General features: G+C 51.1%; 14 protein-coding genes. 13 read left to right on the top strand and 1 reads right to left on the bottom strand.

The genetic code is table 11. The annotated features are described in order from the left end of the window. Positions 1-117: 117 nt before the first annotated feature. A complete protein-coding gene (locus tag HMPREF2606_RS10210) occupies positions 118-417 on the top strand; it encodes a DUF2818 family protein (RefSeq protein ID WP_003686671.1) in 300 nt (99 codons plus the stop codon). A gap of 85 nt (positions 418-502) precedes the next feature. Here HMPREF2606_RS10210 and HMPREF2606_RS10205 read toward each other — a convergent pair whose 3' ends face one another. Next, positions 503-955, bottom strand: coding sequence for a hypothetical protein (locus HMPREF2606_RS10205; protein WP_036493924.1), 453 nt, complete (start codon positions 953-955; stop codon positions 503-505). 577 nt (positions 956-1532) lie between these two features. Between HMPREF2606_RS10205 and frr the strand changes: the two genes are divergently transcribed. The 12 genes from frr to lpxB all read left to right on the top strand — a co-directional run bounded on the left by frr (position 1533) and on the right by lpxB (position 14127). Continuing rightward, positions 1533-2090, top strand: a complete 558-nt coding sequence (gene frr, locus HMPREF2606_RS10200; RefSeq protein WP_004519127.1) for a ribosome recycling factor — start codon at positions 1533-1535, stop codon at positions 2088-2090. Between the two features lie 57 nt (positions 2091-2147). Then, on the top strand, positions 2148-2894 hold the full coding sequence (locus HMPREF2606_RS10195; protein WP_070843621.1) for an isoprenyl transferase: 747 nt from the start codon (positions 2148-2150) through the stop codon (positions 2892-2894). A gap of 5 nt (positions 2895-2899) precedes the next feature. After that, positions 2900-3694 carry a phosphatidate cytidylyltransferase gene (locus tag HMPREF2606_RS10190; RefSeq protein WP_070843619.1) on the top strand — a complete coding sequence of 265 codons (795 nt, stop codon included), beginning with the start codon at positions 2900-2902 and terminating at the stop codon, positions 3692-3694. A 33-nt stretch (positions 3695-3727) separates the two neighbouring features. Further along, positions 3728-4477: an SIMPL domain-containing protein gene (locus HMPREF2606_RS10185; protein WP_070843617.1), complete on the top strand. Its 750-nt coding sequence runs from the start codon at positions 3728-3730 to the stop codon at positions 4475-4477. Between the two features lie 117 nt (positions 4478-4594). Further along, entirely contained in the window at positions 4595-5776 is a 1182-nt protein-coding gene (gene ispC, locus HMPREF2606_RS10180) for a 1-deoxy-D-xylulose-5-phosphate reductoisomerase (RefSeq protein WP_070843629.1), read from the top strand. A gap of 132 nt (positions 5777-5908) precedes the next feature. Next, positions 5909-7249, top strand: coding sequence for an RIP metalloprotease RseP (rseP, locus tag HMPREF2606_RS10175; RefSeq protein ID WP_070843615.1), 1341 nt, complete (start codon positions 5909-5911; stop codon positions 7247-7249). Positions 7250-7252: 3 nt separating this feature from the next. Next, a complete protein-coding gene (bamA, locus tag HMPREF2606_RS10170) occupies positions 7253-9655 on the top strand; it encodes an outer membrane protein assembly factor BamA (protein WP_070712376.1) in 2403 nt (800 codons plus the stop codon). Between the two features lie 111 nt (positions 9656-9766). Continuing rightward, entirely contained in the window at positions 9767-10276 is a 510-nt protein-coding gene (locus HMPREF2606_RS10165; RefSeq protein WP_070712375.1) for an OmpH/Skp family outer membrane protein, read from the top strand. 101 nt (positions 10277-10377) lie between these two features. Continuing rightward, positions 10378-11418 carry a UDP-3-O-(3-hydroxymyristoyl)glucosamine N-acyltransferase gene (gene lpxD, locus HMPREF2606_RS10160; protein WP_070584396.1) on the top strand — a complete coding sequence of 347 codons (1041 nt, stop codon included), beginning with the start codon at positions 10378-10380 and terminating at the stop codon, positions 11416-11418. A gap of 73 nt (positions 11419-11491) precedes the next feature. Continuing rightward, a complete protein-coding gene (gene fabZ / locus HMPREF2606_RS10155; RefSeq protein WP_003681704.1) occupies positions 11492-11941 on the top strand; it encodes a 3-hydroxyacyl-ACP dehydratase FabZ in 450 nt (149 codons plus the stop codon). A gap of 74 nt (positions 11942-12015) precedes the next feature. After that, positions 12016-12792, top strand: coding sequence for an acyl-ACP--UDP-N-acetylglucosamine O-acyltransferase (gene lpxA / locus HMPREF2606_RS10150; RefSeq protein WP_070712374.1), 777 nt, complete (start codon positions 12016-12018; stop codon positions 12790-12792). Positions 12793-12951: 159 nt separating this feature from the next. Continuing rightward, complete coding sequence (lpxB, locus tag HMPREF2606_RS10995; RefSeq protein ID WP_070712373.1) at positions 12952-14127, top strand: lipid-A-disaccharide synthase; 1176 nt, start codon at positions 12952-12954, stop codon at positions 14125-14127. The last annotated feature ends 5 nt before the right edge of the window (positions 14128-14132 follow it).

The following is a 14132-nucleotide window of genomic DNA, read 5'->3' as shown; positions in this document are numbered from 1 at the left end:
ACAATCATCAAGCAGGTATCATCAAGATATTGAATATCCCACGGATAATGATGGGCAAGAATGCCCATTTAACATGTTAAAATCACACGCAGGCCGTCTGAAAACAGAAAGACCATCATGACCGCATCCATGTACATTCTTTTGCTGTTGGCACTTATCTTTGCCAACGCACCATTTATTACCACCAAATTCTTCGGCATCATCGCCCTGAAACGCAAACACATCGGCCATCACTTGATCGAATTGTTGGCAGGCTTCCTTCTTACCGCGATTCTCGCCTATATCCTCGAATCGCGCGCCGGAGCCGTACATGCCCAAGATTGGGAGTTTTATGCGACCGTTGTCTGCCTCTACCTGATTTTTGCCTTCCCATGCTTCGTATGGCGTTACTTTTGGAATGAGCGGAATAGAGAGTAGGATTTGAATAAGGAAAAGGCCGTCTGAAAGATTTTCAGACGGCCTTGTATTTGAGAATGTAGGTGGCAATGACTACATCTTTGAGTTAGGTAGATATGGATTCAATAAAGACTTTATCTTCTTTTTGGATAAAAGTAGCGGAGAGACAATAATCTGTCTCATAAACACATCCCATAATTTTGACTTTATTTTTGTTTTTCCATTCAATACCGGCAACAATGGTCTCCAAAGGATAGTCTTTAGTTTCTGAGAAAGGCGTTACAGAACGAGATTTTGGTAATTGTGCCATTGTTACGGTTGTTTTGGGTATGCCGTTTTTTAAAATGGGAAACCAAAGAAAAGGGATGGACTCACCTTTCTTTTTATTCCATTGAGCAGAATATTTGCTAAAAGCAGTAATGGCATCGCTTAGTCCCCCTTGGTAAAAGCATCTTTGGCTTTCCCCAATCATTTCTTCTACGGGCTTTTTACAATGTAAGTTTCCAGCCAAAGAAAAAGAGGGGAGGATGAATAGAACTGTAAAAATAAGTTTTCGCATAATTAATACCCCGTATTTAGAGTCAGAAGACTGATGGAAAAGATAGAAAAGGCTTTTTTCATTTTTTATCTCTCAATGGTTGAATGAAATATAAGTCTTTAAAAGTGATTAAAAAGAAATCTCATATCGAGATTTCTTTACGTAGTTATGTGTAACATTTGCAAACATTGTAACATAGTAAATTCAATGCTACAGTTATTTGATATGTTTAATCAATTTAGATAATTGGTCATTATAACCGATTATCGGTATATTTCCCGAGGAAATTCATTTCGATTGAAAAGAGTAGAGTTGTTTATATCTATTAGCAATAAAATTCGTTCTTTGTGTGGATGGAAACAATGGTCTCAAGATAGAAGCTTAGTTTCCAAATAAATTCAGGAAAAGGCCGAGTTGATGTAGTTGCTTGAAACAATAAAGGCCGTCTGAAAGATTTTCAGACGGCCTTTATTTTGTTTGATGTTAAATATCGGTTAGAAAACAAGGATGTTGGGGCGTAAAGCCTTGTCGTGGGGGCGGTTTAACGGTACTATTCTCGGTTAATCCTGTTTTATTCCTATGAAATTGAAAGTATAAGATGATTAATGATATTCAAAAGACAGCTGAAGGCAAAATGCAGCGTTCTCTGGAAGTATTGAAAGACAATTTGGCTAAAGTGCGTACCGGCCGTGCGCATACCGGCCTGCTCGACCAAGTGGAAGTGGAATACTGGGGCAGCATGGTGCCTGTGAGCCAAGTGGCAAACGTGACGCTTTTGGATGCGCGTACGATTGGGGTGAAACCTTTCGAGAGCAATATGGCTTCAAAAGTTGAGAAAGCGATCCGTGATTCCAACTTGGGCCTAAACCCTGCTTCTGTCGGCGATTTGATCCGTGTCCCTATGCCTATGCTGACTGAGGAACGCCGTAAGGATCTGATCAAAGTGGTACGCAGCGAGGCAGAAGAGGGTCGTGTGTCTATCCGTAATGTGCGCCGTGATGCAAACGACCACATCAAAAAATTGTTGAAAGACAAAGAAATTTCTGAAGATGAAGCCCGCCGTGGCGAGGAAGCGGTTCAGAAGTTGACCGACAAATATATTGCTGAGGCAGACAAGCTCTTGGCTGCCAAAGAAGAAGATTTGATGGCGATTTAATCCTGTGTGCAAACCGTTCAGACGGCCTTTGGACGGTTTGCTCCCTGAAAGGCAGACATGAAAAGCAGTACGCAGACAATTTTGGAACACTCTGCCATCCCCCGACATATTGCTGTGATTATGGACGGCAACGGACGTTGGGCAAAGAAGCGTTTTCTTCCCCGTGTGATGGGGCATAAGCGCGGCTTGGATGCGCTGGAGAACATGGTGAAGCATTGTGCTGAGCTGGGTGTGCAGTATTTGACCGTGTTTGCTTTTTCGACTGAAAACTGGCGACGCCCCGAGGAAGAGGTTTCTTTTCTGATGGGGCTGTTTTTGCAGGCTTTGCAAAAGCAGGTGCGCCGTTTGCACGATAACAATATGCGCTTGAGGGTCATCGGCAGCCGCGAGCGGTTTAATGCTGAAATCCTGAAGGGGATTGAGGCGGCCGAGGCGTTGACGGCAAACAATACCGGCTTGACTTTGAGCATTGCCGCCGATTATGGCGGCCGCTGGGATATTTTGCAGGCGGCAAATCAGTTGATTGCCGAGGGTGTAACTGAGATTACGGAAGAGGCGTTGTCGCGCTATTTGATGTTGGGCGATGCACCCGAGCCAGATTTGTTTATCCGCACCGGAGGAGAGACGCGCATCAGTAATTTCCTGCTGTGGCAGATGGCGTACGCTGAATTGTATTTTACGGATACGCTGTGGCCTGATTTTAATGAGAAATCGCTGAATGAGGCGATTACTTCGTTCCAAAAACGGGAACGCCGCTTCGGGCGGACTTCCGAGCAGCTGCCGGTTGAGCAGCAACGGGGTTGAGGACTATGTTGAAACAACGGATTTTGACGGCGCTGTGGCTTTTGCCGCTGATGCTGGGTATGCTGTTTTATGCGCCTATGTGGCTGTGGGCGGCGTTTTGCGGCCTGATTGCCATGCTGACTTTGTGGGAATATGCCCGCATGAGCGGCTTGGACAAGCTGAAAATCAATCATTATTTGGCTTCAACGCTGGTGTTTGGTGTGATTGCCTATGCCGGCGGTTGGCAGTTGCCTGATTTGGTTTGGTATGTCGTATTGGTGTTTTGGCTGATTGTCATGCCTTGGTGGCTGAAAGCGAAATGGAAGTTAAACGGCGGCTGGCAGGCTTACACGGTCGGTTGGTTGTTGGTGATGCCGTTTTGGTTCGCACTGGTTTACCTGCGCCCTCAGCCTGAAGACGCGTTGTCTTTATTGGCAATTATGGGTTTGGTGTGGGTGGCCGATATTGGCGCGTATTTCTGTGGCAAATCGTTTGGCAAGCGCAAAATTGCGCCGACCATCAGCCCGGGTAAAAGCTGGGAAGGTGCGATCGGCGGCGCATTGTGCGTTGCCGTGTACATGACCATCGTATGGAAAGCCGGTTGGCTGGCTTTTGAAGCCGGTTGGTTCAAAACGATTTTGATCGGCTTGATTCTGATTGTGGTCAGCGTGTGCGGCGATTTGCTGGAAAGCTGGCTCAAACGTGCGGCCGGTATCAAAGACAGCAGCAATCTGCTGCCGGGGCACGGCGGCGTGTTCGACCGTGTGGACAGCCTGATTGCCGTTATCAGCATTTATGCTGCCTTTGTATATTTGTTTTAAACCGCCTGTCTCACGTTGTTGAGGGAGCTGATTATGTCCGAACAAAAACAGATTTCATCTTTATCGATTTTGGGCGTATTGTTGGCACTGGGATTGATGGCTGCGGCGTTTATTTTGGGCGTGCAGTTTAAGAATCTGCGCCAACCGGGGACGATTACCGTAAAAGGTTTGGCGGAGAAAAACTTCCAATCCGACAGCGCGACGTGGAATACGGGCGTGAACGCGCACGGCGAGAGCTATCAGGAAGTTTTGGATTTGCTGACGGCAAGACGCAAGAAGCTGTCTAAGTTTTTGGGCGAGCAAGGCTTTACGGCGGCTGAAATGAAAGTGGGCCTGCCCGAAGTATCGCGCGTTTTCAATGAAACCCGCGACGAACTGGGCAACGTAACCCGCACACCCAACGGCTACGACGGCGACCTCAATATTGTGGTCAACACCAAAAAACTGGACAAAATCCAAGCCGCCCAGCGCACCATTTTGAATTTCCGTGCGCAAAACGAATTTATCCGCTTCGACAATCCGCAATATTTGCTGGGCAATTTGGAAACCATCAAACGCGATTTGATCACGCAGGCGACTGAGGATGCGCAGAAACGCGCGGCCGAATTTGCCAAAACCGGCGGCGGCAAAGTGGGCGCCATGCGTTCTGCTTCGCAAGGCTCGTTCAACATCTATGCCGACACCGGCAGCAGTGAGGACGACGAATACGGCGGTTCTTACGATAAAAGCACCGTCGGCAAACAAGTCCGACTGGTTGTTACCATCGAATACGGCATTGAGTAATTCTTTCAGACGGCCTGTTTAGCCGGGAGGCAAAAGGCCGTCTGAAAATTGGAAACGGCAAAGAAATCTATTTCAAACACAATGAATACCGTTTGCACAGCACACAAAGAACACACCATGACACAACAAGTTCTGACCATATTAGGCAGTACCGGCAGCATAGGCGAAAGCACTTTGGACGTTGTTTCCCGCCATCCCGAAAAATTCCGCGTGTTTGCGCTGGCAGGGCATAGGCAGGTGGACAAGCTGGCGGCGCAATGCAAACAGTTCCGCCCGGAATATGCCGTTGTCGGCGATGCCGGCCATGCGGCCGAGCTGGAAAAGAAACTCAAACAAGAAGGCATCGATACGCAGGTTTTATATGGTGCTCAAGCCCTGATTGATGTGGCTTCGGCCGATGAAGTCAGCGGCGTGATGTGTGCCATTGTCGGCGCGGCCGGTTTACCCTCGGCTTTGGCCGCCGCTCGAAAAGGCAAAACCATTTATCTGGCCAACAAAGAAACGCTGGTGGTTTCCGGCGCATTGTTTATGGAAACCGCCCGTCAAAACGGCGCCACCGTCTTGCCGATTGACAGCGAACACAACGCCATCTTCCAAGTATTGCCAAGGGATTACACAGGCCGTCTGAATGAGCACGGTATCAATTCGATTATCCTGACCGCATCGGGCGGCCCCTTCCTTAACGCCGATTTAAGTACATTTGACAGCATTACGCCCGAGCAGGCGGTCAAGCATCCGAATTGGAGCATGGGGCGCAAAATTTCCGTCGATTCCGCGTCAATGATGAATAAGGGCTTGGAGTTGATTGAGGCGCATTGGCTGTTTAACTGTCCGCCGGAAAAACTGGAAGTCGTCATCCATCCGCAATCCGTGATACACAGCATGGTGCGTTATCGCGATGGTTCGGTATTGGCGCAGTTGGGCAATCCCGATATGCGTACGCCGATTGCTTATTGTTTGGGCCTGCCCGAACGCATCGATTCCGGCGTGGGCGAACTGGATTTCGGCGCATTGTCCGCGTTGACCTTCCAGAAGCCTGACTTTGACCGTTTCCCATGTCTGAAACTTGCCTATCAGGCCATGAATGCAGGCGGCGTCGCGCCTTGCGTGTTGAACGCCGCAAACGAAGTGGCCGTAGCTGCTTTTTTAGATAAACGCATCAAGTTTACCGATATTGCCAAAGTCGTTGCCCACTGCCTTGCCCAAGATTTTTCAGACGGCCATCATGATATTGAAAGCCTGCTGGCGCAAGACGCACAAACACGCAGACAGGCAGAAGCCTTTATCGGTAAATATTAAAGCTTCAATGACAGGCCGTCTGAAACGCCAACCGCTTGGCATTTAGGCAGACAAAATGGAACAACTGCCTTTATAATCGGTTTTCAGACGGCCTTATCCGTTGATTGTCACATTCCACCCAGGGGATTTTTTTTGCAAACCTTTTTAGCCTTTATCGTCGCCATTCTGATTTTGGTCAGCCTGCATGAGTTCGGACACTATATTGTTGCCCGCTGGTGCGGCGTTAAAGTCGTGCGCTTTTCCGTCGGCTTCGGTAAGCCCTTTTTCACCCGAAAACGCGGCGATACCGAGTGGTGTCTTGCCCCGATTCCGCTGGGCGGTTACGTTAAAATGGTTGATACGCGCGAAGGCGAGGTGGCGGAGGCAGATTTGCCGTATGCCTTTGACAAGCAGCATCCGGCCAAGCGCATTGCCATTGTCGCCGCCGGCCCTTTGACCAATTTGATTTTGGCCGTTTTGCTTTACGGTTTGAGCTTTTCCTTCGGCGTAACCGAGTTGCGCCCCTATGTTGGCATGGTCGAGCCTGCCAGTATTGCCGCCAAAGCAGGTTTTCAGGCAGGCGATAAGATTGTATCGGTCAACGGAATCTCCGTAAAAGACTGGAGCGATGCGCAAACCGAGATGGTGTTGAACCTTGAAGCCGGCCCTGTAAAAGTTGCTGTTCAGACGGCCTCAAATACCCAAGCCATCCGCATAATTGATGCCGCCGGCACGCCTGAAGCAGGTAAAGTTGCGAAAAACCAAGGCAACATCGGCCTTTTGCCTTTTAGAATTACTAACCGCATCGGCAAAGTCTTGGCTGACAGTCCGGCCGAAAAAGCAGGTTTGAAGGAAAACGACAAACTGCTGACCGCCGATGGGAAGCCCATCGAGAGCTGGCAGGCATGGACGGAACTCTTCCGCGCCAGCCCCGGCCAACGAATCGAACTGACTTACGAGCGCGACGGTAAAATACTGGCGACCGCTATCCGGCCGGACAGCGTCGAGCAGTCGGCAGGCGTGCTGGTGGGTAGGGCAGGGCTTGCCGCCCAGGCGGATAAAGAGTGGGATAAAACCATCCGCTACCGTTATACGCCTTCCGTTGCCCAAGCCTTTGAATTGGCTTGGAACAAAACCGTCAACTATTCGTGGACGACCCTCAAATTTTTCGGAAAACTGGTTACGGGCAATGCCTCTTTGAACCATATTTCCGGCCCCCTGACCATTGCCGATGTCGCCGGACAGTCCGCCAAACTCGGATTGCAGAGCTACCTCGAATTTCTGGCCTTGGTCAGCATCAGCTTAGGCGTGTTGAACCTTTTGCCCGTACCCGTTTTAGACGGCGGACATTTGGTTTTCTATACCGCCGAATGGATACGCGGAAAGCCTTTGAGCGAGCGCATACAGGCAGTCGGCCTGCGCTTCGGACTGGCAGCCATGCTTTTGATGATGGCTGTGGCTTTCTTTAATGACATCAACCGTTTGTTTGGATAATTTATGAAACTGAACCAGATTGCTTCCGCTTTAATGGTATTGAGCCTGTCTCCCTTGGCATTGGCTGACTTTACCATTCAGGACATCCGCGTCGAAGGCCTGCAACGCACCGAGCCGAGTACCGTCTTCAACTACCTGCCCGTTAAAGTCGGTGATAATTTCAATGATGCGCGCAGTGAAGAAATCATCAAAAAACTCTACGCAACCGGTTTCTTTGACGACGTACGCGTCGAGACCATGGACAATCAAGTCCTGCTGACCGTAATTGAGCGTCCGACCATCAGCTCGCTCAATATTACCGGCGCGAAAATGCTGCAAAACGATGCCATCAAGAAAAACCTTGAAGCCTTCGGTTTGGCGCAATCCCAATACTTCAACCAAGCAACACTGAACCAAGCCGTCGCCGGTTTGAAAGAAGAGTATTTGAGCCGTGGCAAACAGTCGGTCAAAATCACGCCGACCGTCACCAAACTCGCCCGCAACCGCGTGTCTATCGACATTGCCATCGAAGAGGGCAAATCTACCAAGATTACCGATATTTCCTTTGAAGGCAACGAAGTTTATTCCGACCGCCGCCTGCTGAAACAAATGTCCCTGAGCGAAGGCGGCATGTGGACTTGGGTGACCAAGAGCAACCAGTTCAATGAGCAAAAATTTGCTCAGGACATGGAAAAAATCACCAATTACTACCAAAACAACGGCTACTTCAACTTCCGTATTTTGGATACCGACATCCAAACCAACGAAGACAAAACCAAGCAGACCATTAAAGTAACCGTCAGCGAAGGCGACCGCTTCCGCTGGGGCAATGTACGCATCGAAGGCGATACGCTGGAAGTGCCGAAAGAAGATTTGGAAAAACTGCTGACCATGAAGCCGGGTAAATGGTACGAGCGCGCGCAAATGTCCAATTCGCTCGAAGCCATTCAAAACCGCATGGGTCAGGCAGGTTACGCATTCAGCGAAATCAATGTCCAACCGATTCCAAATGCAGAAACGCATACCGTTGATTTTGTGCTGACCGTTCAACCGGGCCGCAAAATCTATGTAAACGAAATCAACATTACCGGCAACAACAAAACCCGCGACGAAGTTATCCGCCGCGAGTTGCGCCAAATGGAATCGGCGCCTTACGACTCTGCCAAACTGCAACGTTCTAAAGAGCGCGTTGAGTTGTTGGGCTACTTCGACAACGTTCAATTTGATGCGGTTCCTGTGGCAAATACCCCTGACCAAGTTGACCTGAACATGAGCCTGACCGAACGTTCGACCGGCTCGCTCGACTTGAGCGCAGGTTGGGTTCAGGATACCGGTTTGGTAATGTCTGCCGGCGTGGCTCAAGACAACCTGTTCGGTACGGGTAAATCCGTTGCCCTGCGCGCGTCCCGCAGTAAAACCACAGTAAACGGCTCGTTGTCGTTTACCGACCCATACTTCACACCGGACGGCGTAAGCTTGGGTTACGATATTTACGGCAAGACTTACGACCCGCGTAAAGCTTCTTCCAGCGCGAAACAATATAAAACCACGACTTTCGGCGGCGGTTTGCGTATCGGTATTCCGGTTACCGAATATGACCGTGTGAACTTCGGTTTGGCTGCAGAACGCTTGACCGTGAACACCTACAAAGGCGCGCCTAAACGCTATGCCGACTTTATCAACCAATACGGTAAAGGCAACGGCAACGGCGTGGGTAACTTCAAAGGTTGGTTGTATAAAGGCACCATCGGCTGGGGCCGTAACAAAACCGACAATGCCTTGTGGCCGACCCGCGGTTACCTGACCGGCGTAAACGGCGAAATCGCACTGCCGGGCAGCGACCTGCAATACTACACCCTGACCCACAACCAAACTTGGTTCTTCCCGTTGAGCAAAGATTTCACGCTGATGCTGGGTGGCGAAGTCGGTTATGGCAACGGCTACGGCAAAACCAAAACCATGCCGTTCTTTGAAAACTTCTACGGCGGCGGCTTAGGCTCCGTCCGCGGCTTCGAAAGCGGTACGCTGGGCCCGAAAGTCTATGACGAATACGGCGAGAAAATCAGCTACGGCGGTAACAAAAAAGCCAACGTTTCCGCAGAGTTGCTCTTCCCGATGCCGGGCATTAAAGACTCGCGTACCGTCCGTCTGAGCCTGTTTGCCGATGCAGGCAGCGTGTGGGACGATAAAACCTACAACGACAGCAGCAGCAATACTTATTACACCAATGGCGCGCTCCAAAACGTGTACGGTGTAGGCACAACGCACAAATCGACATTCAAAAACGAATTGCGTTACTCTGCCGGTGCTGCCGTGACCTGGCTCTCTCCGCTGGGTCCGATGAAGTTCAGTTATGCTTATCCGATTAAGAAAAAAGAAGGCGACGAAATCCAACGCTTCCAATTCCAACTCGGTACGACATTCTGATGATGTTTAGGCCGTCTGAAACCGGGTTTGTCCGTTTCAGACGGCCTCATGGCAGATTGGCGGCAGGCTTATTGCCAACCGCCCGTCTGTTTTCAAGCAAGGATTTTTATCATGAGTAAAATAGCCGGCACCCTCCGTGTCCTCGCCGTAGCCCTGCCGGGTTTCGTGCTGTTGCCGCAAGCGGCGGCAGATGGCGTACAGAAAATCGGTTTTATCAATACCGAGCGCGTTTATCAGGAATCCAAGCAGGCACAAAGCATTCAGACGACTTTGGAAAAAGAGTTCAAAAGCCGTCAAACCGCCTTGCAAAAGCTGCAGCAGGAAGGCGAGGCTTTGGAGCGAAAACTGAGCAGCGACAAGCTCAGCGACAGCCAAAGGGAAGCGGAAACCCAAAAATGGCGCAATCTGGTACAAAAATTCCGCAAACAGCAGACCGAGTTGGCTGAAGACTACAACTTGCGCCGCAATGAAGAATTCGCCGCGCTCCAGCAAAATGCCAACCGCGTCATCGTCGATTTAGCCAAACGCGAAGGTTATGACTTCATCTTGCAGGACGTGATTTACGTCAACGGCCGCTACGACATTACCGACAGCGTTATTAAAGCCCTAAATGCTCACTGACCCTGCTCGGCAGCGAATGTAACCATACAGACAAACCTAAGGCCGTCTGAAACCCAAACCGGCATCTTTCAGACGGCCTGACATCTTGACGGCAGATTATCATGACTTCACAAGCATACACCCTGTCCCAAATCGTTTCCCAACTCGGCGGCGAATGGAAAGGCGAAGACATCGCCATTACCGCCGTCCGTCCGTTGGATCAGGCGCAGGCAGAACACATCAGCTTTTTGGCTAACCCGAAATACAAAGCCGAAGTACACGACAGCCAAGCAGGCGCAGTGATTGTGTCGCCGAAAGCCGCAGATGAATTTGCGGGCCGCAACCTGATTGTGGCTGCCGACCCTTATCTTTATTTTGCCAAAGTGGCACGATTGTTCTCGCCGATTGTCAAAGCACAGGGCGGCATACATCCGACTGCCGTTATCGAGGCCAGCGCCAAAGTACCGGCAAGCTGCGAAATCGGCGCGAATGCCTATATCGGCGCGAATACCGTATTGGGCGAAGGCTGCCGTATTTTGGCCAATGCCGTTGTTCAACACGATTGCACGTTGGGCGATGAAGTCGTATTGCATCCCAACTCCGTCATCTATTACGGCTGCACTTTGGGCAACCGTGTCGAAATCCACAGCGGCGCCGTCATCGGCGCGGACGGTTTCGGCTTAGCCTTCGCCGGCGATTCATGGTTTAAAATTCCGCAAACCGGCGCAGTCACGCTGGGCGATGATGTGGAAATCGGTTCGAACACCAATATCGACCGTGGCGCAATGAGCGACACGACCGTCGGCAACGGCACCAAAATCGACAACCAAGTCCAAATCGGCCACAACTGCAAAATCGGTTCGCACACCGTTATCGCCGCCAAAACCGGTATTTCCGGCAGCGTCACCATCGGCAATTATTGCATTATCGGCGGCGGCGTCGGCACGGTCGGACACATCGAAATCGCCGATAAAACCACCATCGGCGGCGGTACATCAGTTACCCACAGCATTACCGAAAGCGGCCAGCATCTGGCCGGTATTTTCCCGATGTCGGGCTACAAAGACTGGGCGCGCAATGCCGTTTATATCCACCGTTTGAGCGAAATGAACAAACGCCTCAAAACGCTGGAAAAACAGCTTGCCGACAGCGACGAAGCCTAAAGGCGGCGCAAACAGTCCGCGCCCCGCATCCGAATACGTTTAAACCCAATACAAATAAGGAAAGACGAACATCATGGACGTACAACTCCCGATCGAAGCCAAAGACATTCAAAAACTTATCCCACACCGTTATCCGTTTTTGCAACTCGACCGCATTACTGCGTTCGAACCGATGAAAACCCTGACTGCGATTAAAAACGTCACCATGAACGAGCCGCAGTTCCAAGGCCACTTTCCCGACCTGCCCGTGATGCCTGGCGTGCTGATTATCGAAGCCATGGCGCAAGCGTGCGGCACACTCGCCATCCTCAGCGAAGGCGGCCGCAAAGAAAACGAATTCTTCTTTTTTGCCGGTATCGACGACGCCCGTTTCAAACGCCAAGTTATTCCCGGCGACCAACTGGTTTTTGAAGTCGAGCTGTTGACCAACAAACGCGGTATCGGCAAATTCAACGCCGTTGCCAAAGTTGACGGCCAAGTTGCCGTTGAAGCCGTGATTATGTGCGCCAAACGCGTGGTGTAAAAATGGGACAGGCCGTCTGAAAGTTCAGACGGCATCTTGCAGGCAATACCTGTATCAGACAGCAAGGAGACAGCATGACCCTTATCCATCCGACCGCCGTCATCGACCCTAAAGCCGAACTCGACTCCAGCGTCAAAGTCGGCCCATACAGCATTATCGGCCCCAATGTGCAAATCGGTGCGAATACCGAAATCGGCCCGCACGTCGTCATCAACGGCCATACGACCATCGGTGAAAACAACCGCATTTTCCAATTTGCCAGCCTCGGCGAAATTCCGCAGGACAAGAAATACCGCGACGAGCCGACCAAGCTGATTATCGGCAATGGCAACACCATCCGCGAATTTACGACGTTCAACCTCGGTACGGTTACCGGTATCGGCGAAACCCGTATCGGCGACGACAACTGGATTATGGCGTACTGCCACCTCGCGCACGACTGTGTCATCGGCAACCACACCATCTTCGCCAACAACGCCTCACTCGCAGGCCATGTGACCATCGGCGACTACGTTGTCTTGGGCGGCTACACGCTGGTGTTCCAATTCTGCCAAATCGGCGACTACGCCATGACCGCGTTTGCTGCCGGCGTACACAAAGACGTACCGCCGTACTTCATGGCTGCAGGCTACCGCGCCGAACCGGCCGGCCTCAACAGCGAAGGTATGCGCCGCAACGGTTTCACGGCCGAACAGATTGCCTCCGTCAAAGATGTGTATAAAACCATTTACCATCGCGGCATTCCGTTTGAAGAGGCCAAGGCAGACATTCTGAAACGTGCCGAAACCCAAAGCGAATTGGCGGTATTTAAAGACTTTTTTGCACAATCCACACGCGGCATTATCCGTTGATTGATGGATTGAAGGCCGTCTGAAACTTTTTCAGACGGCCTTTGGATTGCAAAAATCCGCGCGTAGGGCAGGTTTCCTGTCCGTTTGCTGCCGATGCCGTCTGAAAACGGGTGGGCAAATGTCCGCCCCAAAATCTTTTAGCTTCCGAACTTCAACAACATGAACCCCAATTCTTCCCCCCTTATCGCCATCAGCGTCGGTGAAGCTTCCGGCGACTTGCTTGGCGCACATTTAATCCGTGCCATTAAGGCGCGTTGCCCGAATGCGCAGTTTACCGGTATCGGCGGAGAGCGCATGAAGGCGGAGGGTTTTGAGAGTTTGTACGATCAGGAAAAGCTGGCGGTGCGCGGTTTTGTTGAGGTCATCAAACGCCTGCCGCAGATTTTGAAAATCCGCAAAGGGCTGGTGAACGATTTAATCCGCCTCAAGCCGGATGTGTTTATCGGCATCGATGCGCCGGACTTCAATCTCGGCGTGGCGGAAAAACTCAAGCAGGCAGGCATTCATACCATTCATTACGTCAGCCCGTCGGTTTGGGCGTGGCGGCGCGAACGGGTCAATAAAATCGTGCATCAGGTCAACCGCGTGTTGTGCCTGTTTCCGATGGAGCCACAGCTTTATATCGATGCCGGCGGCAAGGCTGAGTTTGTCGGCCATCCGATGGCGCAAACCATGCCGGTGGAAGCGGATAGGGCGGCGGCGCGGCAGAAGCTGGGCGTTCCTGCGGACGTGCCCGTGTTTGCCATATTGCCCGGCAGCCGTGTGAGCGAAATTGATTACATGGCGGCGGTGTTTTTTCAGATGGCCTTATTGCTGCTGAAACGTTATCCGCAGGCACAGTTTTTGTTGCCTGTGGCAACGGCTGCAACGCGCAAACGCATTAGCGAAATTTTGGCGCAGCCCGAGTTTGCCTCTCTTCCCATCACGTTGACCGACAAGCAGTCGGATACGGTTTGCACCGCTGCCGACGTGGTATTGGTTACCAGTGGTACGGCGACTTTGGAAGTGGCTTTGTGTAAACGGCCTATGGTCATCAGCTACAAAATTTCGCCGCTGACTTATGCGTATGTGAAAAATAAAATCAAAGTGCCGCATGTCGGTTTGCCCAATATTCTGTTGGGTAAAGCCGCCGTTCCCGAGCTGCTGCAACACGATGCCGTCCCTGAAAAACTGGCGCAGGCCGTGGCAGACTGGTATGACCACCCTGAAGCCGTGGCCGCGTTGGAACAAGATTTCCACGCCTTGCATCTGCTGCTGAAAAAAGATACGGCGGCATTGGCGGCGGCGGCAGTATTGGAAGAAGCCGGATTTTCAGACGGCCTGAAAGACAAGTAAGGAAA

The sequence above is a fragment of the Neisseria sp. HMSC070H10 genome (assembly GCF_001837635.1).
Taxonomy (GTDB): Bacteria; Pseudomonadota; Gammaproteobacteria; order Burkholderiales; family Neisseriaceae; genus Neisseria; species Neisseria subflava_A.
The sequence above is the reverse complement of the archived record's forward strand: the minus strand, read 5'-3'. Positions and strand labels throughout refer to the sequence as shown.

Excerpts from the sequence above, each read along its gene's own strand:
- HMPREF2606_RS10210 (WP_003686671.1), top strand. The coding sequence starts at position 118 with ATGACCGCATCCATGTACATTCTTTTGCTGTTGGCACTTATCTTTGCC.
- HMPREF2606_RS10205 (WP_036493924.1), bottom strand. The coding sequence starts at position 955 with ATGCGAAAACTTATTTTTACAGTTCTATTCATCCTCCCCTCTTTTTCT.
- frr (WP_004519127.1), top strand. The coding sequence starts at position 1,533 with ATGATTAATGATATTCAAAAGACAGCTGAAGGCAAAATGCAGCGTTCT.
- HMPREF2606_RS10195 (WP_070843621.1), top strand. The coding sequence starts at position 2,148 with ATGAAAAGCAGTACGCAGACAATTTTGGAACACTCTGCCATCCCCCGA.
- HMPREF2606_RS10190 (WP_070843619.1), top strand. The coding sequence starts at position 2,900 with ATGTTGAAACAACGGATTTTGACGGCGCTGTGGCTTTTGCCGCTGATG.
- HMPREF2606_RS10185 (WP_070843617.1), top strand. The coding sequence starts at position 3,728 with ATGTCCGAACAAAAACAGATTTCATCTTTATCGATTTTGGGCGTATTG.
- ispC (WP_070843629.1), top strand. The coding sequence starts at position 4,595 with ATGACACAACAAGTTCTGACCATATTAGGCAGTACCGGCAGCATAGGC.
- bamA (WP_070712376.1), top strand. The coding sequence starts at position 7,253 with ATGAAACTGAACCAGATTGCTTCCGCTTTAATGGTATTGAGCCTGTCT.
- HMPREF2606_RS10165 (WP_070712375.1), top strand. The coding sequence starts at position 9,767 with ATGAGTAAAATAGCCGGCACCCTCCGTGTCCTCGCCGTAGCCCTGCCG.
- lpxD (WP_070584396.1), top strand. The coding sequence starts at position 10,378 with ATGACTTCACAAGCATACACCCTGTCCCAAATCGTTTCCCAACTCGGC.
- fabZ (WP_003681704.1), top strand. The coding sequence starts at position 11,492 with ATGGACGTACAACTCCCGATCGAAGCCAAAGACATTCAAAAACTTATC.
- lpxA (WP_070712374.1), top strand. The coding sequence starts at position 12,016 with ATGACCCTTATCCATCCGACCGCCGTCATCGACCCTAAAGCCGAACTC.
- lpxB (WP_070712373.1), top strand. The coding sequence starts at position 12,952 with ATGAACCCCAATTCTTCCCCCCTTATCGCCATCAGCGTCGGTGAAGCT.